This window comes from Meiothermus sp. (assembly GCF_037443965.1).
GTDB lineage: Bacteria > Deinococcota > Deinococci > Deinococcales > Thermaceae > Meiothermus.
In genome coordinates, this window is record NZ_JBBINI010000014.1 from 62,753 (window position 1) to 84,497 (window position 21,745).

General features: G+C 64.2%; 26 protein-coding genes. 20 read left to right on the forward strand and 6 right to left on the reverse strand.

Translation table 11 applies throughout. The features are described 5' to 3' along the window. Nucleotides 1-80: 80 nt before the first annotated feature. A complete protein-coding gene (locus WKI89_RS09235) occupies nt 81-989 on the forward strand; it encodes a universal stress protein (protein WP_337869003.1) in 909 nt (302 codons plus the stop codon). Nucleotides 990-1,085: 96 nt separating this feature from the next. Here the strand turns inward: WKI89_RS09235 and WKI89_RS09240 are convergent, their stop codons facing one another. The 5 genes from WKI89_RS09240 to WKI89_RS09260 form a co-directional block, all read right to left on the reverse strand. Next, nucleotides 1,086-1,361, reverse strand: a complete 276-nt coding sequence (locus WKI89_RS09240) for a metal-sensitive transcriptional regulator (RefSeq protein WP_337869005.1) — start codon at nt 1,359-1,361, stop codon at nt 1,086-1,088. Between the two features lie 67 nt (nt 1,362-1,428). Beyond that, nucleotides 1,429-2,241 carry a redoxin family protein gene (locus WKI89_RS09245; RefSeq protein ID WP_337869006.1) on the reverse strand — a complete coding sequence of 271 codons (813 nt, stop codon included), beginning with the start codon at nt 2,239-2,241 and terminating at the stop codon, nt 1,429-1,431. After that, the gene (locus tag WKI89_RS09250; RefSeq protein ID WP_337869008.1) at nt 2,238-2,372 is read right to left on the reverse strand and encodes a hypothetical protein; all 135 of its coding nucleotides are present in this window, start codon (nt 2,370-2,372) and stop codon (nt 2,238-2,240) included. Before WKI89_RS09250 ends, WKI89_RS09245 begins: the two co-directional genes overlap by 4 nt. A gap of 91 nt (nt 2,373-2,463) precedes the next feature. After that, complete coding sequence (locus WKI89_RS09255) at nt 2,464-2,892, reverse strand: copper chaperone PCu(A)C (protein WP_337869010.1); 429 nt, start codon at nt 2,890-2,892, stop codon at nt 2,464-2,466. A 111-nt stretch (nt 2,893-3,003) separates the two neighbouring features. Next, nucleotides 3,004-3,387 carry a hypothetical protein gene (locus WKI89_RS09260; RefSeq protein ID WP_337869011.1) on the reverse strand — a complete coding sequence of 128 codons (384 nt, stop codon included), beginning with the start codon at nt 3,385-3,387 and terminating at the stop codon, nt 3,004-3,006. 123 nt (nt 3,388-3,510) lie between these two features. On the opposite strand from WKI89_RS09260, the gene trxB reads away from it, so the two are divergent. The 11 genes from trxB to WKI89_RS09315 all read left to right on the forward strand — a co-directional run bounded on the left by trxB (nt 3,511) and on the right by WKI89_RS09315 (nt 13,544). Next, complete coding sequence (trxB, locus tag WKI89_RS09265; protein ID WP_337869013.1) at nt 3,511-4,449, forward strand: thioredoxin-disulfide reductase; 939 nt, start codon at nt 3,511-3,513, stop codon at nt 4,447-4,449. Nucleotides 4,450-4,458: 9 nt separating this feature from the next. Beyond that, nucleotides 4,459-5,526, forward strand: a complete 1,068-nt coding sequence (locus WKI89_RS09270; protein WP_337869014.1) for a C4-dicarboxylate transporter — start codon at nt 4,459-4,461, stop codon at nt 5,524-5,526. A gap of 230 nt (nt 5,527-5,756) precedes the next feature. Continuing rightward, the gene (tkt, locus tag WKI89_RS09275; protein ID WP_337869016.1) at nt 5,757-7,736 is read left to right on the forward strand and encodes a transketolase; all 1,980 of its coding nucleotides are present in this window, start codon (nt 5,757-5,759) and stop codon (nt 7,734-7,736) included. After that, nucleotides 7,733-8,434: a 2-phosphosulfolactate phosphatase gene (locus WKI89_RS09280; RefSeq protein WP_337869018.1), complete on the forward strand. Its 702-nt coding sequence runs from the start codon at nt 7,733-7,735 to the stop codon at nt 8,432-8,434. The genes tkt and WKI89_RS09280 overlap by 4 nt, the downstream gene beginning before the upstream one ends. 30 nt (nt 8,435-8,464) lie before the next feature. After that, nucleotides 8,465-9,217 (forward strand): HAD-IA family hydrolase, encoded by a 753-nt coding sequence (locus tag WKI89_RS09285; RefSeq protein ID WP_337869020.1) that lies wholly within the window; start codon nt 8,465-8,467, stop codon nt 9,215-9,217. Next, on the forward strand, nt 9,214-9,528 hold the full coding sequence (locus WKI89_RS09290; protein WP_337869021.1) for a Dabb family protein: 315 nt from the start codon (nt 9,214-9,216) through the stop codon (nt 9,526-9,528). Before WKI89_RS09285 ends, WKI89_RS09290 begins: the two co-directional genes overlap by 4 nt. Next, the gene (locus WKI89_RS09295) at nt 9,525-9,809 is read left to right on the forward strand and encodes an annexin VII (protein WP_337869023.1); all 285 of its coding nucleotides are present in this window, start codon (nt 9,525-9,527) and stop codon (nt 9,807-9,809) included. The genes WKI89_RS09290 and WKI89_RS09295 overlap by 4 nt, the downstream gene beginning before the upstream one ends. An 8-nt stretch (nt 9,810-9,817) precedes the next feature. Further along, entirely contained in the window at nt 9,818-10,099 is a 282-nt protein-coding gene (locus WKI89_RS09300) for a hypothetical protein (RefSeq protein ID WP_337869024.1), read from the forward strand. Between the two features lie 146 nt (nt 10,100-10,245). Next, nucleotides 10,246-11,073 carry a hypothetical protein gene (locus WKI89_RS09305; RefSeq protein ID WP_337869026.1) on the forward strand — a complete coding sequence of 276 codons (828 nt, stop codon included), beginning with the start codon at nt 10,246-10,248 and terminating at the stop codon, nt 11,071-11,073. An 11-nt stretch (nt 11,074-11,084) separates the two neighbouring features. Further along, nucleotides 11,085-12,476 (forward strand): DUF3422 domain-containing protein, encoded by a 1,392-nt coding sequence (locus tag WKI89_RS09310; RefSeq protein ID WP_337869028.1) that lies wholly within the window; start codon nt 11,085-11,087, stop codon nt 12,474-12,476. Nucleotides 12,477-12,485: 9 nt separating this feature from the next. Then, on the forward strand, nt 12,486-13,544 hold the full coding sequence (locus WKI89_RS09315; RefSeq protein WP_337869030.1) for a hypothetical protein: 1,059 nt from the start codon (nt 12,486-12,488) through the stop codon (nt 13,542-13,544). A gap of 250 nt (nt 13,545-13,794) precedes the next feature. On the opposite strand, the gene WKI89_RS09320 is transcribed toward WKI89_RS09315, so the two are convergent. Continuing rightward, complete coding sequence (locus tag WKI89_RS09320; RefSeq protein WP_337869032.1) at nt 13,795-14,688, reverse strand: LysR family transcriptional regulator; 894 nt, start codon at nt 14,686-14,688, stop codon at nt 13,795-13,797. An 83-nt stretch (nt 14,689-14,771) separates the two neighbouring features. On the opposite strand from WKI89_RS09320, the gene glpX reads away from it, so the two are divergent. The 8 genes from glpX to WKI89_RS09360 all read left to right on the forward strand — a co-directional run bounded on the left by glpX (nt 14,772) and on the right by WKI89_RS09360 (nt 21,646). Next, nucleotides 14,772-15,761, forward strand: coding sequence for a class II fructose-bisphosphatase (gene glpX, locus WKI89_RS09325; RefSeq protein WP_337869034.1), 990 nt, complete (start codon nt 14,772-14,774; stop codon nt 15,759-15,761). A gap of 12 nt (nt 15,762-15,773) precedes the next feature. Beyond that, entirely contained in the window at nt 15,774-17,228 is a 1,455-nt protein-coding gene (locus WKI89_RS09330) for a form I ribulose bisphosphate carboxylase large subunit (RefSeq protein ID WP_337869036.1), read from the forward strand. Nucleotides 17,229-17,240: 12 nt separating this feature from the next. Continuing rightward, nucleotides 17,241-17,663, forward strand: a complete 423-nt coding sequence (locus WKI89_RS09335; protein WP_337869038.1) for a ribulose bisphosphate carboxylase small subunit — start codon at nt 17,241-17,243, stop codon at nt 17,661-17,663. A 63-nt stretch (nt 17,664-17,726) separates the two neighbouring features. Further along, nucleotides 17,727-18,641 carry a CbbX protein gene (cbbX, locus tag WKI89_RS09340; RefSeq protein WP_337869039.1) on the forward strand — a complete coding sequence of 305 codons (915 nt, stop codon included), beginning with the start codon at nt 17,727-17,729 and terminating at the stop codon, nt 18,639-18,641. Continuing rightward, nucleotides 18,631-19,599 carry a phosphoribulokinase gene (locus WKI89_RS09345; RefSeq protein ID WP_337869041.1) on the forward strand — a complete coding sequence of 323 codons (969 nt, stop codon included), beginning with the start codon at nt 18,631-18,633 and terminating at the stop codon, nt 19,597-19,599. Before cbbX ends, WKI89_RS09345 begins: the two co-directional genes overlap by 11 nt. Next, a complete protein-coding gene (rpe, locus tag WKI89_RS09350) occupies nt 19,592-20,266 on the forward strand; it encodes a ribulose-phosphate 3-epimerase (protein WP_337869043.1) in 675 nt (224 codons plus the stop codon). The genes WKI89_RS09345 and rpe overlap by 8 nt, the downstream gene beginning before the upstream one ends. Continuing rightward, the gene (gene fba, locus WKI89_RS09355; protein ID WP_337869045.1) at nt 20,247-21,170 is read left to right on the forward strand and encodes a class II fructose-1,6-bisphosphate aldolase; all 924 of its coding nucleotides are present in this window, start codon (nt 20,247-20,249) and stop codon (nt 21,168-21,170) included. The genes rpe and fba overlap by 20 nt, the downstream gene beginning before the upstream one ends. Continuing rightward, nucleotides 21,167-21,646 (forward strand): YqhA family protein, encoded by a 480-nt coding sequence (locus WKI89_RS09360; RefSeq protein WP_337869046.1) that lies wholly within the window; start codon nt 21,167-21,169, stop codon nt 21,644-21,646. Before fba ends, WKI89_RS09360 begins: the two co-directional genes overlap by 4 nt. The last annotated feature ends 99 nt before the right edge of the window (nt 21,647-21,745 follow it).

Below are 21,745 nucleotides of genomic sequence, written 5' to 3' on the forward strand. Positions count from 1 at the left end.
GCGGTGCCGGGAATGCTCAATCTACCTGAGACCACCAGGCACCCCGGCTCGTAAAGGGCAGTTTGAAGGCAGGTGAGCTTATGGAACCCTTCTTCAAGCACTTTCTGATTGCGACCGATGGCAGCGAGTCCAGCGATAAGGCGGTGCGGGTGGGCCTCGAGCTGGCGGCCCGCCTGGGGGCCGATGCCGAGATTCTCAACGTGCTCGAGTATGGCGAAGAACCTGCCGACCCCGGCTTGCGAACCCGCTTGACCATGTTGCGCGACATAGACCGGCACCACGGCAAGCTGGCCCTCGAGCAGGCCGCGGAACTGGCCAGAAAGTTGGGGGTTGGGTGCAGAACCCTTCAGCCCACCGGCCTTCCTGAGCAGGTGATCGTGCAGAAAGCCCCGGACTTCGACCTGATTGTCCTGGGTACCCACGGGCGCAGTGGCGTGAAACGTTGGGTGATGGGCTCCGTGGCTGAAGCGGTGCTATCGCGCAGCCCCAAGCCCGTGCTGGTGGTACATGAGTCCTATACGCCCCCAATTTTGGAACCTGAGGCGGCGCCCTACCAGAACTTGCTAATTGCGACCGATGGCAGTGATTGTAGCCAGCAAGCCACCGAGTACGGTCTGCGGCTGGCGAAAGCCCTGGGAGCCGAGGTCACTTTTTTGTCTGTAGTAAGTATGCTCACCCGTCCTCAAGGGGCAGGCCTGGCGCTGTCGCAGGCCCTGAGCTTGGTGGAGGAAGAGGCGCAAACCCAGGCCGAGGCCATGCTGGAACAAGCACGGGCCAAAGCGCAGCAAGCTGGTGTGAGCGCAAGGGTCAAGCTGATGCAGGGCCGACCCGTAGACGCCATCGTCAAGCAAGCTTTGCTGCACGACCTGCTGTTGATGGGCACCCACGGGCGCACCGGGCTGGACAAGCTGATGATGGGTTCGGTGGCGGAAGGGGTGGTGCGCCGCAGCCAGACGCCGGTGTTGGTGGTTCCCTGCCCTGAAGCCTAGTGCGGTTCTCGGAGAAAATCCAGCGATCCTCTGGGGCTAGCGGCAAAATAGAGGGAGCCGCGACAGAACAGTGCTTCCTAGCCCATTCGAAGGAGGTCAGTGTCTGAGCAGGCGCACGGCCTCTACGATGGCCTTGGTGTCCCCCTGGCCTTTGGCCAGGTCGGCCCGGCACTCTTCCAGGTAGGTTTCAAAGATGAGGTCGCCGGTGGCTTCCAGGGCGCTTCTGATGCCAGCCAGCAGCGTTAAGATCTCGCGGCAGTCGCGGTCTTCTTCCACCATCTTTTGCAGGCCCCGAACCTGTCCCTCCAGCCGCTTGAGCCGGTTTAGGACGCGGGTACGGGCCTCGAGGTCGTGTTTCTTGACAGTGCGCATAGCGTATCCCCAGGGGGTATCGTACCCCAAGGTGCCTGCTCCTTCCAACAGCGGAGCTCGAGCCACGCTATTCCAACTGCCGCAGAAGCTCTTCAAGCTGGGCCCGGTTCACCGGCCCTAAGTGGCGGGCCCGCACCTTGCCGTCGGGGCCGATGAGCAGGGTGGTGGGCAGCCCGCTTACCTGGAAGGCCTGTTGCAAGCCGGCGCTGTCCAGGAAAACCCGTGCCGAAAGCCCGGTCTGGGCTAAAAAGCCCTGGATGGCCCCTACGTCCTCGCCGGCGTTGAGCAGCACGATGGGGTAGCCCTTCTGCTGGTACTCCACCAAAAGGGGCATCTCGGCCCGGCAGGGGGGGCACCAGGTGGCCCAGAAGTTGAGCAGCATGGGTTTGGGGAGTTCGGCAAAGCGCACTTCCAGAGGGCGGGTTTGGGCGGGCTCGAGGTACTGCAGAACGCGGCTGGCATACTCGGGCGGGGTGGAGGGCTGGGCAGGCCGGGTCAGGCTAAACTGCACCCCCAGGGGCAGCAAGGCCAGCGCCAGCGCCGCGCCGCCCGGTAACAGGAGCCTGGGGCTTTCCCGGCGCACGATGAGCGCCGCCGCCAAGGCCCCCACCGGAACCCCTACCCACCAGTTCCAGCCGCCGCTGCGGATGTCCACAAGGCCCAGAAGGGCGGCCCCCAGGCTGGGCCAGGTGGAGAGGTGGGCCACCACATAGCCCATCCGGGCGGCCAGGAGCGTAGCCAGCAGTACCCACCAGGCTTTGCTTTCCAGGCCTTGCCGGGCAGCCAGCCAGGTAAAGGCCAGAATGCCCACCAGCAGGGCCAGGTTGGGCCAGCTCAGGGCCAGGGGGCCCAGCAAAAGGGCGTCCGGGGTGAGTTTCATCGGCTATACACCACCCATCCCAGCGCCAGCAGCGCGATCCAGGGGGCTACCCGGCATAATGAAAACCCACGTAAACGGCAGGCCAGCCCGCTGCGCAGGCGCTCCACCCCAACTTTTATAAACCGCGTCATATCCAGGGTCATTATACCCCAGGGGGATATAATCTGCAAAAGTTAGGGAAATTCCCATGCACAACACACAGGAATAGCGCATACGTTGGGATTACTGTGCTTTGACGGGGGCTTCCACCAGCAGGGTGCTGCCCCCCTCGAGCCGCAGGGTGATCCGAACGATCTTGCCTTCCTGCAGGGGTTCCTTAAGCATCATCAGCATGATGTGATACCCCCCTGGTTTGAGCTCGACCTTGCCCTTGGCCGGGATTTCCAGAAACTGAATGGGGCGCATCTGCATAACGTCTGTGCCCCCTGCACCCTTAACGATGGTGGTTTGGTGGATTTCTACCTTACCAGCGATGGGGCTTTCGGCGGCAATCACCCGAATGGCCCTGTCGCTGGGGTTGGAAAGGGTCATGAAGGCCCCGCTCACCGGGCCAGGTACCAGGCGAACCCAGGGATTTTCGGCTTTCAGAGAGGTTTGGGCAAAGGCCATCAGGCCTGCCATGCCCAACAAAACCAACAGTGTGCGTCTCATACGTTGCTCCAGCTCGAGGCCGCTATGGCCTCCAAAGAAAGACAGCTCAGGGTCGTGGATGTTTATATCCATCCTTGAAGGTTTTTGTGTACGTTAACAGGTACTACCTGCTCAAGCCCACAACGGCGGCCCTCGATAAGGGGTGTGTTCCCAGAAGCTATATCGGATGTACACCGGTTCCGGTGGTGTGGCTTGTAGCAGCCCTATCTGTATATAGGGCCGCACCTCTGTCGCAAACGCGGTTAATGCTATGGCAAACGCAGAGTTCACGCAGAGGGGGCAGTGGGGTTGGTGGGTATGGGTGGGGGAGGGGGTGGGCTGGGTGTGGGAAGTCCCTGTAGAAAAGGTACAGACGTCGGCACCCGCCAAAAAACTCACTGGCAGCACTTGGCTGCGCGGGTCGCGAAGCGCGTACTGGCTCGAGACCAAGAGCACCAGCCCCGCCAGGAAGAAAACCCAGAGGGCGCGGTGGACTCGAGTCGGAGCCGCCGACATACTTAAAAACCATTATAGCCAGGCCCCCCCTAGGGGCAAACGTCCCACGACACATATCCCCCAGGGGTATGTTATACTGGCCCATGAAGGGCCGGCATTATGCTGGTCTTAGGAGACTTTACCATGAGCCAACTCTACGACGTGGTGATTATCGGGGGCGGCCCCGCCGGGCTGACCGCAGGCATCTACACCGGACGGGCCAGCCTCAAAACCCTCATCCTGGAAAAAGGCCTGCCGGGGGGCCAGATCGCCCAAACCGAGGAGGTGGAGAACTACCCCGGCTTCCCCGAGCCCATCAGCGGGGCCGAGCTGTCCGAGCGCATGGTGCAGCAGGCCAAGCGCTTTGGGGCCGAGATCGTGATGGACGAGGCCCAGGCCGTGGAAAAAACCCCGGAGGGCTTTGTGGTGCGGGGCTACGAGCAGGACTACCGCGCCCGCACGGTAATTCTGGCCACCGGGGCCAACCCCAAGAAGCTGGGCGTGCCCGGCGAAGAGAAGTTTTATGGCCGGGGTGTGAGCACCTGTGCCACCTGCGACGGCTTCTTTTACCGGGGCAAGCAAGTGGTGGTGGTGGGCGGGGGTGACGCCGCAGTGGAGGAGGGCCTGTTCCTGACCAAGTTTGTCTCCAAGGTGACCCTGGTGCACCGCCGCGACACCCTGCGGGCCAACAAGACCGCCCAGGCCCGGGCCTTGGCCCACCCCAAGATGCAGTTCATCTGGGATACGGTGGTGGAGGAGGTGCTGGGCGAGGAGACTGTGACCGGGGTGCGTCTCAGGAACCTCAAGACCGGCGAGGTCTACGACCACCCTACCGATGGGGTCTTTGTTTTCATCGGGCATGAGCCCAATACCGGCTTTTTAGGGGGAGTGGTGGAGCTCCGGCCGGACGGCTACGTGGCGGTGCGGGACGAGATCTTCACCTCGGTGCCGGGGCTGTTTGCCGCGGGGGATGTGGCCGACCCCATCTACCGCCAGCTTTCCACCAGCGTGGGGGCCGGCACCCGGGCGGCCATGATGGCCGAGCGCTACCTGGCCGAGCAGGAACACGCCGCCGTGCACTAGGGGGTTCTTGTGGAAGCGGCTGTTCCAGCAGCACCCAGCGTGCGCTACCTGAACCCGGCCTGGTTTGCGGCAGTGATGGGTACGGGGGTGCTGGCCCTGGCCCTGGCCCAGTTCGGCCTGGTGGGGCTGGCCCTGCCGGTCTATGGGCTGGCCCTGGTGTTTATGGCGGTGTTGCTGGGGCTTTATCTGGCCAAGCTCCTGCGCTACCCTCAGGCCGCCCTGGCCGATTTACAGCATCCTTTGCTGTCCCAGATGCTCCCCACGCTACCTATTGCCCTTCTGGTGTTGAGCCTGGCGACCCGGGTACTGCCCTTGGGGCCCTGGGCAGTTCCGCTGGGACAGGGGCTTTTTTTGCTGGGGATGTTGCTTATTTTTGGGGTAGGCCTGTTGGTGGTGTACACGGTACACACCCGGCTCAGGCTGCCCATCGAGGCCGCCAGTGGGGCCTGGTTTATCCCGCCGGTCTCGGCCCTGCTGGTGCCCATGGCCGGGGGGCTCTGGCTTTCCAGTTTTCCCAAAGTCTGGCAAAAGGAGCTTTGGGTGGTGAGCGGCCTGTTCCTGGGGATTGGGCTTTTCCTGTTCTTGTTCGTGCTGCCGGTGTTTTTGCAGCGGTTGTATGGGTATGGCCGCCTCGAGCCCCACTTCCTGCCCTCGGTCTTCATCGGGCTGGCCCCGGTGGGTCTGCTGGTGCTGGCCCCCTGGCGCTGGCTCGAGGGCGGGGTGTTGGCCGGGCTCGTCCCGGAGGGCCTGGTGGCGGCCTGGCCGGTGATCGGGCTGGCGGTCTGGGGGCTGGGCCTGTGGTGGCTGGCCTATAGCCTGCTGCTGCTGCTGGATACCCTGCTGGTGGAGTGCCGCCGAATGCAGTTCCGCTTTGCCCCGGGCTGGTGGGGGTTTGTGTTTCCCTTGGGGGCTTTTACCCTGGCCACGCTGGCGCTGGCTCGGGCCCTGGACTCGGCCTTCCTGGGCGGGCTGGCCTGGGGGCTGCTCGGGCTGTTGGGGGTGTTCTGGCTCTGGGTGATGTTCTACTCCTTTAGGGCCTGGGCCAGCCTGGGGGCCTTGCGGCCGCCCAAGGGCTAGTGGGCGATTGGGGCGCAATCGGAACAAAGCTCTGGTAAACCATCGGCCTATGCGCCGTTGACGCGCCAAATTCCTGGGCTTGTCCTCGACTCTGGGTGGAGGATGGCCCCTTATCGGTTGCGGCTCGAGGTTCAATAAGAATTATTTATCAAAAAAACCAAAACTATGCTTGATGGTTTTAGTTTGCTGTGTCTAAACTACCGTTAAGGCCACCTTGTGAAAGGAGACACATGGCAAGCACCCTCAGCGCAATCGAGACCCAGGCCATCACGGCCATCCGGATGCTGGCAGCCGACGCGGTAGAGCAGGCCAAAAGCGGGCATCCGGGCATGCCCCTGGGCATGGCACCGGCGGCCTATGTACTTTGGAGCGACTTCCTCAAGCACAACCCCACCCACCCCCACTGGCCCGATCGCGACCGGTTCGTGCTGTCGGCGGGGCACGGCTCCATGCTTCTGTATGCCCTGCTGCACCTTACTGGCTACGACCTTCCACTCGATGAACTCCGGCGTTTTCGCCAGTGGGGCTCCAAGACCCCCGGCCACCCCGAGTACGGCCACACCCCAGGGGTGGAGGTGACCACCGGGCCTCTGGGCCAGGGCATCAGCACCGCGGTGGGGCTGGCCCTGGCCGAGCGCAAGCTGGCCGCCGAGTTCAACCGTGAGGGGCACACCCTCATAGACCACTACACCTATGTGCTGGCTTCGGACGGCGACCTGATGGAGGGGGTTTCGGGCGAGGCCAGCAGCCTGGCCGGGCACTGGGGGCTGGGGAAGCTGATTGTGCTGTGGGACGACAACCACATCTCCATTGACGGCGACACGGCGCTCTCCTTCGGCGAGGACGTGCTCGAGCGCTACCGGGCCTATGGCTGGCACATCCAGCGGGTGGATGGGGAAGACCTGGCCCTCCTACGCCAGGCCATCCGGGCTGCCCAGGTAGACGCCCGCCCCTCGCTGATTGCGGTACGTACGGTGATTGGGGCCGGCTCGCCCAAGGCCGGTAGCCACAAGGTACACGGTGAGCCCCTGGGCCCGGAGGCCCTCGAGGCCACCCGTCACAACCTTAACTGGCCCCACCCACCCTTCGAGATTCCCCGCGAGATCTACGAGCACTTCCGGGCCGCCGTAGCCCGGGGACAGCGGCTCGAGGCCGACTGGAACGCCCGCCTCCAGCGGTACGCCGAGGCCTACCCCGAAGCGGCAAGGGAACTACTGCGCCGCCTCAAAGGGGAGCTACCCCCGCTGGACTGGGAGGCCCTTCTCCCTAGCTTCAGCGGCAAGCTGGCTACGCGGGCCGCCAGCGGCAAGGTGCTGGACGCGCTGGCCCCCCATCTCCCCGAACTGCTGGGCGGTAGCGCCGACCTGACCCCCTCCAACAACACCCAGGCCGCCGGGATGCAGCCCTTCTCCCGCGAGAACCCCCGCGGGCGCTACCTGCACTACGGGGTGCGGGAACACGCCATGGGGGCCATCCTGAACGGCCTCAACCTGCACGGGGGCTACCGCGCCTATGGGGGGACCTTCTTCGTTTTCTCCGACTACATGCGCCCGGCCATCCGCCTGGCCGCCCTGATGGGCACGCCCAGCATCTTCGTGCTGACCCACGACTCCATCGCCATCGGCGAGGATGGCCCCACCCACCAGCCCATCGAGCACCTGGCCAGCCTGCGGGCCATGCCCAACCTCTATGTGGTGCGGCCGGCCGATGCCCTCGAGACCGCCTACGCCTGGCGCCTGGCCCTGGAGCGCCGCCAGGGGCCCACCGCCCTGGTGCTCACCCGGCAGGCCCTGCCGGTGCTGGAGCGCGAGGCCCTGGCAGGCGCCGAAGGTACCCTGAAGGGCGGCTATGTGATCGCCGAGCGGCCCCATGCCAAAGCGGCCATCGTGGCCACGGGTAGCGAGGTGGCCCTGGCCCTGGAAGCCCAGAAGCAGCTCGAGGCCGAGGGAATTCCGGTGCGGGTGGTAAGCCTGCCCTGCTGGGAGGCCTTCGAGGCCCAGCCTGAAGCGTACCGCGAGGCCGTGCTGCCCAGGGGGCTGCCCACCCTGGCGGTGGAAGCCGGGGCCAGCCTGGGCTGGGAGCGCTACGCCGATGCGGTGCTGGGCCTCGATCACTTTGGCGCGAGCGCCCCTTACCCCGCCGTCTACGAGAACCTGGGCTTCCGGCCCGGCGCGGTGGCTCGAGCGGTGCTGGAACTGCTTGGGGTATGAAGCGGGTTCGGGTACACCCCCTGCCCCTGGCCGCCCTGCCGGAGGCCGAGGTGATGCTGGTGGTGGATGTGATAAGGGCCACCAGTACAGCGGTGATGTTTTTGGAGGCGGGGGCGCAGGCCCTGTGGCTTACCGCGAATCTGGAAGCGGCCCGCGCCCTGCGGCGCAACGGCGAACTGTTGGCGGGCGAGGTGGGCGGACTCAGGCCCGAAGGCTTCGACTTTGGCAACAGCCCGCGCGAGGTGGCGGTGGCCGAGCTCTGGGGCCGCACGGTAATCCACGCCACCACCAACGGCACCAAGGCCGCCCACAAAGCCGCCCAGGTGGCCCGCGAGGTGATGCTGGCCTCGCTCCTGAACGCCCCCGCTGCCGTACAGCAGGCGGCCCGGCTGGGCGACGAGGTGGCCATCCTGTGTGCGGGCAAGGAGGGGCAGGTGGGCCTAGACGACCTCTACACCGCCGGGGTGCTGGCCCAGGCCCTGCTGGCCGAAGGGTTTGAGCCGGTGGGGGATGGGGTGCAGATGGCCCTGCACCTGGCGCAAAAGCCCGCCCGGCCCCTGCTCGAGGCCTCCGAGGCAGCCCTGGCCCTGGTGCGCGAGGGGCTGGGCGAGGATGTGGCCTTCTGTGCCCAGTTGGGCCTCTCCGAGCGGGTGCCCCGGCTGCTGGAACGGCGTGGAGAGGCCTTGGTTTTTGCCTGAGGGCGCGGCTGCAAGATTTTAGGGGGAAGCATGCAAGCACTGATTTTTGATGTGGACGGGGTCATCGCCGAGACCGAGGAGGGCCACCGGCTGGCCTTCAACCGGGCCTTTGCCGAGGCGGGCCTCGAGATCGAGTGGGATCGCGAGCTCTACGAGCGTCTGCTGTGGGTGACCGGTGGCAAGGAACGCATCGCCTACTACCTCTACCACTGCCCCGAGTGCCCCAAGCTGCTGGAGGCCGACATCGCCCGGCTTCACCGCCGCAAAACCGATCTCTACAGCCAGATTGTGAAGGCGGGTGAGGTGCCGTTTCGTCCGGGGGTGCTGCGGCTGTGGCGCGAGGCCCGCCAGAAGGGGGTGCGGCTGGGCATTGCCACCACCACCTCGCTAGAAAACGTGCAGGTGCTGCTCGAGCAGGCCGGGCCGGAGGTGCCAGGCTGGTTTGAGTGTATCGTGGCGGGCGACATGGTGGCGAAAAAGAAACCCGCGCCGGACGTATATATCCAGGCCTTGCAGCAGATGAGACTGAAGCCGGGAGAGGCCCTGGCAATTGAAGACTCCCACAACGGCCTGATTGCCGCCCAGCAGGCGGGTCTGCCGGTCTTGATCACCTACAGCCACTACACCCGCAGCCAGCGCTTCGAGGGGGCTTTGGCGGTGCTGGACCACTTGGGCGAGCCGGAGCTGCCGGCCCAGGTGCGACAAGGGCCCCGGAGCTGTGCCCTGGTGGTGACGGTGGAGCTGCTGCGGGACTGGTTGCAGTTGGCGACAACGCGTAGGTGAAACCCACTATGGTGCGGCACCTGATTGTCTTCAACACCGAAGCCTCAGAGGCCGAGGTGCAACGGATGTTTGCGCAAGCCCAGAGGGTGTTGGGCCAGATTCCGGGGGTGGAGGGCTTCGAGCTGGGTAAGGCGGTGGGGGCGTCGCCCCGCTACCGCTATTTGTTGGTGGTAGATTTTGCCGATGAAAGCGTGATAACCCTCTACCGCGATCATCCCCTCCACCAGCAGTTCGCCAACACGGTGTTTCGCCCCATGGCCCCCGATCGGCTCACCACCGATTTCCTGAGGCTGTTGCCGGAGGAGGCATGACCGCCGAGGTATTCCGCCGGATGCCCCACGCCGAGGCCGAGGCCAAAGCCCAGAAGGTGCTGGTAGACGGCTATGGGGAAGGGTTGGTGCTCCAGGGGAACGCGGGCTACTATGCGCTGTACTACCTGTTCGGCCTGCTGGGCCTGCGTGAGCCGGTACCCTCGCACCCGCCCGACTGGGTGGCGGGGCCTCAGAGCGAGCCGGTTTTTATGGAGCCCTACCAGATGGCCCACTGGCTCGAGCAAAACGGGTATAACCTTTTCATCAATGAGTCGAAATAGGAGGGTGTATGCCGGGGGTGCGCGAGTACGACGAACTGACCTATGCCGAGGCCAAACAACGGGCCCTGCGCCAGATGGGCGATGGTTATGGGGATGCCCTGGTTCTGCACGACGACCGGGGCTACTGGGCGCTGTACTACTTCTACTGGAGCCAGGAGCCGCCCGCCCTGGCCAAGCCCCACTGGATGGAGGGGCCAGTGGCCGACCCAGCCGCCTTTCGTCCGCCTTACGAGACCAAGCTCTGGCTCGAGGAAAACGGCTACGAAAGCTTCCAAAATGACTTGGACTGATACCTAACGGGCGTGTTGCTTTTGCTGGCCCTGGGCGGCCCAAACAAGAAAACGAGAATTCTCTATCAATGGTGTGCAAGGTATCCGGCAAGCCAGCGCCTGACCCTCATGATGCCTGCGTGACCCAGAATAAGCCCGGTGCGAAGATGAGTGCGCTTCCTCGCCTTAACCGCCTGCTGGCCCCCGATGGCCGCTGTCTGGATGTGGCCCTGGATCACGGCATTTTTGGAGAGGGGAGCTTTCTGCAGGGCATTGAGAACCTGGCCCAGGCGGTAGCCACCCTGGTGCAGGCCGGCCCCGATGCTATCCAATTGGCCCCCGGCCAGGCCCACCTTTTGCAACACCTACCCGGTACAAACAAGCCAGCCCTGGTGCTGCGAGCCGACACCACCAACGTCTATGGCCCACGCCTGCCCCGCGTGTTGTTTTCCGAACTGATGGAGGAGGTTCTCGAGCAGGCCATCCGCTGGGATGCAGCCTGCGTGGTGGTCAACCTGCTGTGGCTGCCCGACCAGCCCGAGCTTCTGCGCGAGAGCCTGCGCAACGTGGCCCGGCTCAAACCCCTCACCGAGCGCTATGGCTTCCCCTTGATGGTGGAGCCTTTGGTGATGCAGGCCGGGGGGTATAGCGTGGACGGGGATGTGGAGAAGATTGTGCCGCTGGTGCGCCAAGCGGTGGAGCTGGGGGCCGACCTGATCAAGGCCGACTTCACCACCGACCTCAGCCAGTACCACCGGGTGGTGGAGGCAGCCTCGAGCAGGCCGGTGCTGGTGCGGGGAGGGGGCCGCGTAGACGATGCCACCCTGCTGGAGCGCACCTACCAGGTGTTGCAACAGGGCGCAAAAGGGGTCGTCTATGGGCGCAACATCATCCAGCACCCCAGGCCGCTGGGTCTGGTACGGGCTTTGATGCAGATCGTACACCAGGGGGCCACCCCCGAGGCAGTCCTGGAAGCCCTGCGGGCTGGGGCATAATGGGGAGGGAGATGATGCGCTCGAGCCCAGAAACCTATCACCTGTTGACCGACGATACCCCATCGGGACGAGATCGGGGTGTATTGCCACCCGATGATCCTCTGCGTCTTCAGCTTCACAACGAACTGCACGCCCGCCCAACCCCCCGCATCCGCCTGCCAGCTCTGGTGGTGCAGGTGGCGGTGCGGCACGAAGGGGTTTCGCGCGAAGTCGAGCTCGAGCACCTGCGCCAGCTCTCGGGCCTGGGGGAGCTCGAGCTCGACCAGCTCGCCGGCACCTACCTGCGCCTGCGCCTGCCGGGGGGCTCGCTGCGCTGGGAGCGGCACACCGAGTTCAGCACCTATACCCTGGTGCAACACCTGCCCGCCATTGCGCCCAGCCCCGACGCCGATCTCCTGGGCCATCTAGTGGTGGACACAAGCTGGCTGCGAGGGATTCCCGGTCGTACCCTTTCGGCGGTCAAGCTGATTATGCTGCACGGGCCGGTGGAGGAGGCGCTCAACATCGCCCGTCCCTGGCTCGGTGCGCACGGGGTGGTGGCCTCGCTGATGGGCCGGAATGGGCATAGCTGCGCCGTGACCGATTTCCGCCTGCGGCAAAGCGGTTTTGAGCGCATGGTGGTGGTGGCCCCGCCGGAGACCAGCGAGACCCGCGCAGGCCGTATTGCGGCCCGGCTCTTAGAGATGGAGGCCTACCGCATGATGGCCCTGCTGGGGTTTCCGGTGGCCCGGAGCTTGCGGCCCATGCTGCTGGAATCGGAGCAGGCCCTGGCCCAGATTACTGCCCGCATCCGCGATACCAACCAGGCCGATGCCGGTTTGTTGGACGAGCTCGAGGCCCTGGCGGCCCGGGTGGAGCACGCCATGGCCGAGCACGGCTACCGCTTTAGCGCCACCGCAGCCTACCATGCCCTGGTTAGGGCCCGCCTGGCCGAACTGCGCGAGGCCCCCATCCCCGGTACCCAGACCATCGGCGAGTTTTTGCAACGCCGCTTCAGCCCGGCCATGGCCACGGTGGAGTCCACCGCCCAGCGCCTGGCTGCCCTCTCCCAGCGCATCGAGCGGGCCGGGGCCCTGCTGCGTACCCGCGTAGACATCGCCCTCGAGACCCAGAACCAGGAGCTTTTGCACAAACTCAAGCGCGGCCAGGAGATGCAGTACCAGCTCCAGCGCACTGTGGAGGGCCTCTCCATTGCGGCCATCTCCTACTATGTGGTGGGCTTGCTGTACTACCTCTTCAAGGCCGGCAAGGAAGCTGGTCTGCCCATCTCGCCCGAGTTGGCGGCAGGGCTGGCCATCCCTGGGGTGATGGCCGCGGTCTGGTGGCTCACCCGCCAGATTCACCGCCGGCTTCTGGCTTCACAGCACGGGTCTCAGCCCCTCCCGCCCCAGCGGCCGGAGTAGCCACGGGTTATGTTGGCGGCCTGTCTGGTGCTGGCCACCCTGTATAACAGCGCGTTGTTTGCAGGGGTGGATGGGCTTTGGGTGGGGCGGGCCTGGGTGGAGGGGCGGCGGCTGGAAGCCCTGGTCGTGACACCCAAGGGAGTCCATACCCTGGGGTTCGCCGAGACCGACGAAGGGCTGTACGGCCTGGCCCAGAGCCCCGACGGCTGGGTCGCGGTGGGTTTTAGCGGCGAAGGGGGCCTGGTGGTGCGGTTGGATGGGCAGGGGCAGCTAAGGGCCGCCTACCGGATGGGGAAGGGCTTGCTCTGGTCTACCGACGGGGTATACGCCCTGGGCGGATTGCGCAGGCCCGACTGGGATGTCTGGGTGCTGCGCTTAGCAGACCAAAGAAGCTGGGTATACCCCGCAGCGGGCGATGCTTACGCCTACAGCAGTTTTCGCAGCGCAAAGGGTCTGTGGGTGGTGGGGCGAACGGCGGGGCCGGGTGGGTTCGATGCTTTCTGGATGCAACTCGACCTGGAGGGAAGGCCAAAGCAAGCCTGGCGCAGCAATCTTGCGGGCAACGACTATCTGCGCTATGTGGGGGCCGGGCTGGCGGTGGGACGGGCCGAGCAAGCGGGCGATTCGGAGGGGTTGCTGGTCTGGCCGGATAGCGCTCGAGCCGAGCTATGGCGCAGGCCGGGGTTCGACTATTTTCGCATGTGGCGCGACTATCCCGGTGGCCGGGTGTGGGTGGGTGAGGCCGAGGTGGAGGGCGAGCGGCGAGGCTTGTGGATAGCGTCTGGGCGAGCGCTGGCCTTGGGGCCGGGGCTGGGGTCGCTGCGCTTTCTGGAGCCCCAAGGGCCCCGCGCGGTGGGCTTCAGCTACGGCTATAGCCCGGAGGGCCAGGGCTGGATTACCCGCGGCGGCAAGCGGGGCCAGCGGCTACAGTACCGCAAGGAGCCCCTCGCTTTGAGGCCCCTGCCGTTGCACTGGCGAAAGGAGCAGGTGGGCCTGACCTGGGAGCCCTTGCCCCCACCAGCGCCGTTTGAGGGCCGGCTCGAGGCCTGTCCGGAAAAAAACCGCTAGCGCCAGCTATCGCACTCTTCACACACGTTGCCGCCCATCCGGGAGGCCACTGCGCTGTGCAGGACAAAACCATCCAGTTGTGATACCATTTCCGCTTGAATCCTTCACCGCCATGCGCAGTCAGAGGTGAAGGATTCAAGCCGACCGAAGGGAGTAGAAAAGCATTTCGGTAGCATCGTTTAGGCTTGCCGAAGTGAACGATACTACCGAAATGCGCATGAGTGGCTCAATAATTCTGAAGAGCGCTCTGTCAGGAAACCAGCATGCTTCGCAGCGCCTCAGCGGCGGGGTTGCCTAGCTCTTCGGGGTAGACCAGCCAGAAAAGCCGCCGCAGCTCCATGCCCTTGATGCGCAAGGCCCGCAGGTTGCCCACCTTGACGTTGGGCCGCACCACCACATTCGAGACGATGCCCACCCCGGCGCCCTCGAGCACCAGTCGTTTGGTGACTTCGTGGTTGTCGGTGTAAAAGACCGGGTTGACCTCGAGGCCGGCCTGCTCCAGGGCCGATCCCAGCACCCGGAAGGTCATGGCCCCCGGCTCCCGCACGATCAGCGGCACTTCGGCCAAAAGCTCGGGAGCTACCTCTTCTTTTTTGGCCCAGGGGTGCTCAGGTGGGACGATGACCACCAGCTCGTCCTCGTAGAAAAGCTGCCGCTGGAAGCCCTCGAGGTGCTCCACCGCCTCCACCACTGCAAGCTCAACCTCACCCTGCAACAACCGCTGGGTGAGCCGCTCCGAGCTGCCGCTCTCCAGCTTGATGCGGATATCGGGGTAGAGCCGTTTGAACTCGGTCAGGTAGCGGGGCAGCACGTATACCGCCATGGTCGTCGAGGCGCCAAGCTCTACCCGCCCGCGTTCCAGGCGGTGCAGGGCCTGGGCCGCCTGCATGAACTCCTCCAGCGCCTGAATTGCCCGTCGGGCCTCGGGCAACAGGTTCTGACCGGTTTTGCTGAGCAGCAGCCGGCGGCCCTGGCGGTGAAAAAGTGGCTGGCCAATCTGCTGTTCCAAAGCCCGCAGGTGCTGGCTCACCCCCGGCTGGGTCATGCCCAGGCTCAGGGCCGCGCGGCCCACGCTGCCCTCCTGCACCACGCATAAAAACACCCGCAGGGCCTGGGGGTTGGGGAAGGGGCGGCGTTCAATCATAAGTATATATTATCAAAAACTTGCAAATAAAACTTGCACTATTTATCACAAATGCCTACCCTGGGCCTATCTGGAGGTGAAATATGCTGGCTATCGAACGCCCTACCCGCAACCTGTCGTTGGATCTGGTGCGCAGCACCGAGGCCGCGGCATTGGCGGCGGCCCGCTGGGTGGGGCTGGGCAACAAGAACGACGGCGACCAGGCCGCGGTAGATGCCATGCGGCTGCTCCTGGGTACCATCCCCATGCGGGCTCGAGTGGTCATTGGCGAGGGCGAGAAAGACAAGGCCCCCATGCTCTACAACGGCGAAGAGCTGGGCGCCGGCGAGGGCCCCGAGACCGACCTGGCCGTGGATCCCATCGAGGGTACCCGGCTGGTGGCCCACGGGCGGGGTGGGGCCATCAGCGTGATTGCCGCGGCGGAAAAGGGCGGGCTTTTCAACCCCGGCCCCTGCTTTTACGCGGCCAAGCTGGTGGTGGGGCCCGAAGCAAAGGAGGCCATTAACCTAGCCGCCAGCCCCGAGGAGAACCTGCGCGCAATTGCCAAAGCCCTGGGCAAGAAGGTGCGGGAGTTGACGGTGTTTGTGCTGGATAAGCCCCGCCACGCCCGGCTCATAGACCAGATTCGCTACGCCGGGGCGCGGGTCAGCCTGCACACCGATGGGGATGTGGCCGGGGCCCTGGCCGCGGTGCTGCCCGATACCGGTATTGACGTGTTGATGGGCACGGGCGGAACCCCCGAAGGGGTTATTGCAGCGGTGGCCGTTAAGGCCCTGGGCGGGGGGATGCAGATGCGGCTCGATCCCCAGAGCGAGGAGGAGCGCTGGGCCCTGGTCAACAGCGAGTACAGCGCCCAGCGTATCTACACCCTCGAGGAGCTCTGCCCTGCCGAGGACACCCAGTTTGCCGCCACCGGCATCACCGATGGGCAGTTTTTGCGCGGGGTGCGCTACAAGGGTGCCTATGCCCTGACCCACAGCCTGGTGATCCGGGGCCACACCGGCACCCTGCGCTACATCGAGTCGCACCATCGCCTGGAGAAACTGCGGGCGATTAGCGGAGAGCTTTACTGAAGGAGGTAAAAAATGGCACAAGGATACGCAGGCAAAAGCACCGGGAAGTACGCCAAAGCGGGGGTGCGGGAGTACCGCGATATGGGCTACTGGCAGCCCGATTATGTCCCCAAGGATACAGACACTATCGCGCTTTTTCGCATTACCCCCCAGCCGGGTGTGGATGCCGAAGAGGTCGCGGCCGCGGTGGCGGGGGAGTCCAGCACCGCGACCTGGACGGTGGTCTGGACGGATCGGCTGACCACCCTCGAGCGCTACCAGGCCAAGGCCTTCAAGGTCGAGCCGGTGCCGGGTAACCCGGAGCAGGTCTTTGCCCACATCGCCTATGACCTGGCCCTGTTCGAGGAAGGCTCTATCGCCAACATGACCTCCTCCATCATCGGGAACGTGTTCGGCTTCAAAGCCGTCAAGGCCCTGCGCCTGGAGGATCTGCGCATTCCGGTGGCCTACCTCAAGACCTTCAAGGGGGCCCCCCACGGCATTCCGGTGGAGCGGGACATGCTCAACAAGTATGGACGGCCCATCCTGGGGGCTACTGTCAAGCCTAAGCTGGGGCTTTCGGGTCGCAACTACGGCCGGGTGGTTTACGAGGCCCTGATGGGGGGGCTGGACTTTACCAAAGATGACGAGAACATCAACTCGCAGGCCTTCATGCGCTGGCGCGACCGCTTTCTGTACTCCCAGGAGGCAGTCTTCCGGGCCGAGCAGGCCTCGGGCGAGCGCAAAGGGCACTACCACAACGTCACGGCTGCCGACATGGAGGAGGTGCTGCGCCGGGCGGAGTTTGCCAAGGAGATCGGCTCCATCATCATCATGTCTGACCTGACCATGGGCTACACCGCCTTGCAGACCCTGTCCAACTGGTGCCGCAACAACGGCATGATTCTGCACCTGCACCGGGCCTCCCACGCTACCTTTACCCGGCAGAAAAACCACGGAATTAACTTCCGGGTGCTGGCCAAATGGATGCGGATGCTGGGGGTGGATCACATCCATGCCGGTACGGTGGTGGGCAAGCTCGAGGGCGACCCCAACCTGACCAAAGGCTACTACGCTATTCTGCGGGATCAGTACAACAAGGCCGACCCGGTGCTGGGTATCTACTACGACCAGGACTGGGGGTATCTGCCGGGGGTCATGCCGGTGGCCTCGGGGGGCATCCACGCCGGTCAGATGCACCTGCTCCTGGATCTGTTCGGCGACGATGTGGTGTTGCAGTTTGGCGGCGGCACCATTGGCCATCCAATGGGGATTGCGGCGGGTGCAACCGCCAACCGGGTGGCCCTGGAGGCCATGGTGATGGCCCGCAACGAGGGCCGCGACTACGTGCGTGAAGGGCCGGAAATTCTGCGCCAGGCTGCCAAACACTCACCAGCGCTGGCGGCGGCCCTGGAGATCTGGAAAGATATCACCTTCGACTATACCTCTACCGATACCCCCGACTTCGTCCCGACACCCACGATGTAAAGGAGGTTTTTTATGCGGATTCATCAAGGAACCTTTTCCTTTCTGCCCGATCTGACCGACGAACAGATTGAAAAGCAGATCCAGTACATCATCAACAACGGCTGGGCGGTCTCGGTAGAGTATACCGATGATCCCAACCCCTACAATGTCTACTGGCATATGTGGGGTCTGCCCATGTTTGACCTCGAGGATGCGGCCGCGGCCATGTACGAGTTCAAAAAGTGCCGCGAGGCTTTCCCCAACCACTACATCCGGATCAACGGCTACGATTCCAGCCCCATGTGGCAGGCCCAGCGGGTAAGCTTCTTCGCCCACCGGCCCACCCAGGAAGACCCCGGCTTCCGTCTAAACCGCACAGTCTGGTCGGATGGAAGGGTGCAGAAGTACGGTCTCGAGCCCTACGCCACCGACAAGCCAGCAGGGGAGCGCTACTAAACCAGCTCACCCCGCCCATGGCCCCGGGCTTTGGGCGGGGCATTGCTACCAAGGAACCCAACCATGACCGAGACCGTCAATACCGCCGATCTCAGGGCCCTGTTGCAGCAGACTGGGGTACCCGAGGTGCTGGAGCGGCTCGACCGGGAGCTGGTGGGCCTGGCCCCGGTCAAGGGCCGGATCCACGAGATTGCGGCCTATCTGGTGGTGGATAAGCTGCGCCGCGAACTGGGCCTCGAGGCCACCCGTCCAGTGCTGCACATGGCCTTCACCGGCAACCCCGGTACTGGCAAGACCACCGTGGCCATGCGCATGGCTACCATCCTGAACCGCCTGGGCTATATCCGGCGCGACCACCTGGTGGTGGCCAGCCGCGACGATCTGGTAGGCCAGTACATCGGCCACACCGCGCCTAAAACCAAAGAGGTGCTGAAGCGGGCCATGGGTGGGGTGCTATTTATTGACGAGGCCTACAGCCTGTACCGGGCCGAAAACGAGCGCGATTACGGGCAGGAGACCATCGAGATATTGCTGCAAGTGATGGAGAACCAGCGGGAAGACCTGGTGGTGATACTGGCGGGCTACGAGGACAAGATGGAGCAGTTTTTCACGCTGAATCCGGGAATGCGCTCGAGGATCGCCCACCACATTCGCTTCCCTGATTACACCGAGGAGGAGCTCATTGCCATCGGCAAGCTCATGATCACCGAGCAGAACTACTACCTCGATGGGCCTGCGCAGGAGGCTTTTGCTGAGTATGTGCGTTGCCGCAAAAGGCTGCCCAACTTTGCCAATGCCCGCAGCATCCGCAACGCCATTGACCGCTTCAAGCTGCGCCAGGCTAAAAGGCTTTTTGAGCAGGCCGGACAGGTTTCCACCGATGACCTGCGGCGGATTGCTGAGGAGGACATCCGGGCCAGCGAGGTGTTCCGGGACTGCGCGAAGCTTGAGGAAACAGGAGGAGACCATGCCCCATAGACCCTTCATGCTGGGGATTGCAGGGGATTCCGGGGTGGGCAAGACCACTATCAGCAGCGGGATTGCCCGGCTTCTGGGCCAGGAGCGTACCACCAATATCTGCGTGGACGACTACCACAAATACGACCGCAAGCAACGAGCCGAACTGCAGATCACCCCACTCAACCCCGCGTGTAACTACATGGATATCATGGAGCAGCACGTGCGGTTGCTGGCCATGGGAGAGCCCATCTTGAAGCCGGTGTATAACCATTCGACCGGTAGCTTCGACCCGCCGCAGTACATCCCACCCCCCCGAGCAGTACAGGATAACAACCGCCTGATTCCGCGGGCGGTGGTACTGGAAGGTCTGCTTACGCTTTACTCCCAGCCGATGCGTGAGCGTTACCACCTCAAGGTCTACCTCGAGCCCGAGGAAGACCTGCGCCGGGAGTGGAAGGTCAAGCGCGATGTGAGCAAGCGCGGCTACACCCCCGAACAGGTGGTGGCCGATATCGAGCGACGCATGCCGGACTCCAAAGCCTATATCTGGCCGCAGAAGGAGTATGCCGACATCGTGGTGCGCTTCTACCGGCCCCAGGGCTACGATCCCGAGAAACCCAGCACCCTCTCGGTGCGCATCACCCTCAAGCGCAGCCTACCCAAACTCGACCTGACCGAGGTGCTGCACTCGGCCTACGAGGACGAACCCTCGGTCATCCGGCTCGAGGCCCGCAAAGAAGCCGACGTGCTGGACATCTCGGGGGGCATGGAGCCAGAGCGGGCCGCCGTCTTCGAACGCCTGATCTGGGAGCAAATCGGCCAGCACGCCGAGCACTTCAACCCCGAACTTATCGGCACTTTCTGGGACAAAGGGGGGCAGAGCTACCCGCTGGCCCTGACCCAACTGGTCATCGCGTATTATCTGGTACATATGCGCGAGCAAGCCATCCAGAAAGGAGCCCTGGCCTATGCCTAAACTCTTGGTGGCCCCGTCCATCCTCACCGCCGACTTTGCCCGCCTGGGCGAACAGATCCGCGAGGCCGAGGCCGCGGGGGTGGACTGGATTCACCTGGACGTGATGGATGGGCGCTTCGTGCCCAACCTGACCTTTGGCCCGCTGGTGGTGGAGGCCATCCGCAAGGTCACCGCGTTGCCCCTGGACGTCCACCTGATGATCGTGGAGCCCGAGCGCTACCTGGCCGACTTCGCCCGGGCCGGGGCCGACTGGATTACGGTGCACCACGAGGCCACCCCCCACGCCCACCGGGCGGTGCAGCAGATCAAAGAGCTGGGCAAGAAGGCTGGCCTGGCCATCAACCCCGGCACGCCCCTCGAGGCTTTGCTACCCCTGCTGCCCGAACTCGACCTGGCCCTCCTGATGAGCGTGAACCCCGGCTTTGGCGGGCAAAAGTACATCCCCGCCAGCACCGAGCGCATCCGCCGGCTGAGCGGCCTGCGCCAGCACCTGAACCCGGCCTGTCTGATTCAGGTGGACGGGGGCATCAAGCCCGAGAATGTGGCCGAGGTGTTCCGGGCCGGGGCCGATGTGGTGGTGGCCGGCAGCGCCTTGTTTAATAACCGGCCCGTGGCCGAAAATATGGAAAAACTGATGGGAGAGGTATATGCCGCTGGCTCTAGGTAAAGACGTCCTCGATAAAGCACGGCGTGAAGGCTATGCCGTGCCCAGCTTTAACACCAACAACCTCGAGATCACCCAGGCCATCCTCGAGACCGCCGAGGCCCTCCGGGCCCCGGTCTTCATCCAGGTCTCGGATGGGGCCCGCAAATACGCCGGGCTGGAGAACCTGTCCAACCTGGTGCGGGATATGGCCAGCCGGGTCAGCGTTCCGGTGGTGCTGCACCTCGACCACGGGGCCGATTACAAGATGGTCTTGCAGGCCCTCCGGGCTGGGTTTACCAGCGTGATGATTGACGCCTCGCACCACCCTTTCGAGGAAAACGTGCACGAGACTAAAAAGTGCGTGGAGGCGGCCCATGCCGTGGGGGTGAGCGTGGAGGCCGAGCTGGGGCGCCTGCAGGGCATCGAGGACAACATCGTGGTAGATGCCAAAGATGCCTTCCTCACCGACCCCGACGAGGCCGCGCGCTTTGTGGAGGCCACCGGGATTGACTACCTGGCTATCGCCATCGGCACCTCCCACGGGGCCTACAAGGGCAAGGGGCGGCCCTACATTGACCACGCCCGCCTCGAGCAGATCGCGGCCAAGGTTTCCCTGCCGCTGGTGCTGCACGGCTCCTCGGGCGTGCCGCAGTGGCTCAAGGACAAGATGGCCGCCACCGGGGCCGACCTGGGCGACCCCACCGGCATCCACGACGAAGATGTAAAAAAAGCCATTCCCAACGGCATCGCTAAAATTAACATTGACACCGACCTGCGCCTGGCCCTCACCGCCGGCATCCGCGAGGTGGTGGTGGGCAACCCCAAGGAGTTTGACCCCCGCAAAATTCTGGGCAAGGGGCGGGACTACCTCAAGCAGGTCATCAAAGAAAAGTTCGAGCTGATGGGCACGGCGGGCCGCGCGTGAACCGCCTCGAACAAGCCATTCAAAACCTACTCTGGAACGCCCGCTGGGTGATGCTCCTGCCGGTGGTGGGGCTTCTGGCCGGGGCCGTCTATTTTGCGGTACAGACGGGGCTCGAGGTCTGGCGGGCCCTGGGCTCGGGGAGCCTGGAAAAAGCCCTGCCCCTGATGGTGGGCGCCGTAGACCTGGCCCTGCTGGCCTCGGTGCTCATCATCTTTGCGCTCGGGCTGTACGAGCTCTTTATCGCCGAAATCCGGCGGCCCGAGGGAGGCCTTAACAACGTGCTGGTGGTCAAAAGCCTCAACGACCTCAAGACCAAGCTGGGCCAGGTGATCCTGATGATTCTGATCGTCAAGTTTTTCGAGAAGGCCCAGGCCTTTGGGCCCAAAGCCGCTCTCGACTTCCTCTTCTATGCCGGCGCAGTGGCCCTGCTGGGAGCGGCCTTGTGGCTGGTACAGGCCGAAAAGTCCGGCAAATAACCTTTGGTTATCCGTCAAATAACCCCAGGTGGCTTGCCAACTTATCCTGTACGCTCATACTATAAACCGGAGGTGATACAACTTGATCAAACGTAACGT

What these genes read in the sequence shown, in the direction of transcription:
- WKI89_RS09235 (WP_337869003.1), top strand. Translation starts at nt 81, where the DNA reads ATGGAACCCTTCTTCAAGCACTTTCTGATTGCGACCGATGGCAGCGAG.
- WKI89_RS09240 (WP_337869005.1), bottom strand. Translation starts at nt 1,361, where the DNA reads ATGCGCACTGTCAAGAAACACGACCTCGAGGCCCGTACCCGCGTCCTA.
- WKI89_RS09245 (WP_337869006.1), bottom strand. Translation starts at nt 2,241, where the DNA reads ATGAAACTCACCCCGGACGCCCTTTTGCTGGGCCCCCTGGCCCTGAGC.
- WKI89_RS09250 (WP_337869008.1), bottom strand. Translation starts at nt 2,372, where the DNA reads ATGACGCGGTTTATAAAAGTTGGGGTGGAGCGCCTGCGCAGCGGGCTG.
- WKI89_RS09255 (WP_337869010.1), bottom strand. Translation starts at nt 2,892, where the DNA reads ATGAGACGCACACTGTTGGTTTTGTTGGGCATGGCAGGCCTGATGGCC.
- WKI89_RS09260 (WP_337869011.1), bottom strand. Translation starts at nt 3,387, where the DNA reads ATGTCGGCGGCTCCGACTCGAGTCCACCGCGCCCTCTGGGTTTTCTTC.
- trxB (WP_337869013.1), top strand. Translation starts at nt 3,511, where the DNA reads ATGAGCCAACTCTACGACGTGGTGATTATCGGGGGCGGCCCCGCCGGG.
- tkt (WP_337869016.1), top strand. Translation starts at nt 5,757, where the DNA reads ATGGCAAGCACCCTCAGCGCAATCGAGACCCAGGCCATCACGGCCATC.
- WKI89_RS09280 (WP_337869018.1), top strand. Translation starts at nt 7,733, where the DNA reads ATGAAGCGGGTTCGGGTACACCCCCTGCCCCTGGCCGCCCTGCCGGAG.
- WKI89_RS09285 (WP_337869020.1), top strand. Translation starts at nt 8,465, where the DNA reads ATGCAAGCACTGATTTTTGATGTGGACGGGGTCATCGCCGAGACCGAG.
- WKI89_RS09295 (WP_337869023.1), top strand. Translation starts at nt 9,525, where the DNA reads ATGACCGCCGAGGTATTCCGCCGGATGCCCCACGCCGAGGCCGAGGCC.
- WKI89_RS09300 (WP_337869024.1), top strand. Translation starts at nt 9,818, where the DNA reads ATGCCGGGGGTGCGCGAGTACGACGAACTGACCTATGCCGAGGCCAAA.
- WKI89_RS09305 (WP_337869026.1), top strand. Translation starts at nt 10,246, where the DNA reads ATGAGTGCGCTTCCTCGCCTTAACCGCCTGCTGGCCCCCGATGGCCGC.
- WKI89_RS09310 (WP_337869028.1), top strand. Translation starts at nt 11,085, where the DNA reads ATGATGCGCTCGAGCCCAGAAACCTATCACCTGTTGACCGACGATACC.
- WKI89_RS09315 (WP_337869030.1), top strand. Translation starts at nt 12,486, where the DNA reads ATGTTGGCGGCCTGTCTGGTGCTGGCCACCCTGTATAACAGCGCGTTG.
- WKI89_RS09320 (WP_337869032.1), bottom strand. Translation starts at nt 14,688, where the DNA reads ATGATTGAACGCCGCCCCTTCCCCAACCCCCAGGCCCTGCGGGTGTTT.
- glpX (WP_337869034.1), top strand. Translation starts at nt 14,772, where the DNA reads ATGCTGGCTATCGAACGCCCTACCCGCAACCTGTCGTTGGATCTGGTG.
- WKI89_RS09330 (WP_337869036.1), top strand. Translation starts at nt 15,774, where the DNA reads ATGGCACAAGGATACGCAGGCAAAAGCACCGGGAAGTACGCCAAAGCG.
- WKI89_RS09335 (WP_337869038.1), top strand. Translation starts at nt 17,241, where the DNA reads ATGCGGATTCATCAAGGAACCTTTTCCTTTCTGCCCGATCTGACCGAC.
- cbbX (WP_337869039.1), top strand. Translation starts at nt 17,727, where the DNA reads ATGACCGAGACCGTCAATACCGCCGATCTCAGGGCCCTGTTGCAGCAG.
- WKI89_RS09345 (WP_337869041.1), top strand. Translation starts at nt 18,631, where the DNA reads ATGCCCCATAGACCCTTCATGCTGGGGATTGCAGGGGATTCCGGGGTG.
- rpe (WP_337869043.1), top strand. Translation starts at nt 19,592, where the DNA reads ATGCCTAAACTCTTGGTGGCCCCGTCCATCCTCACCGCCGACTTTGCC.
- fba (WP_337869045.1), top strand. Translation starts at nt 20,247, where the DNA reads ATGCCGCTGGCTCTAGGTAAAGACGTCCTCGATAAAGCACGGCGTGAA.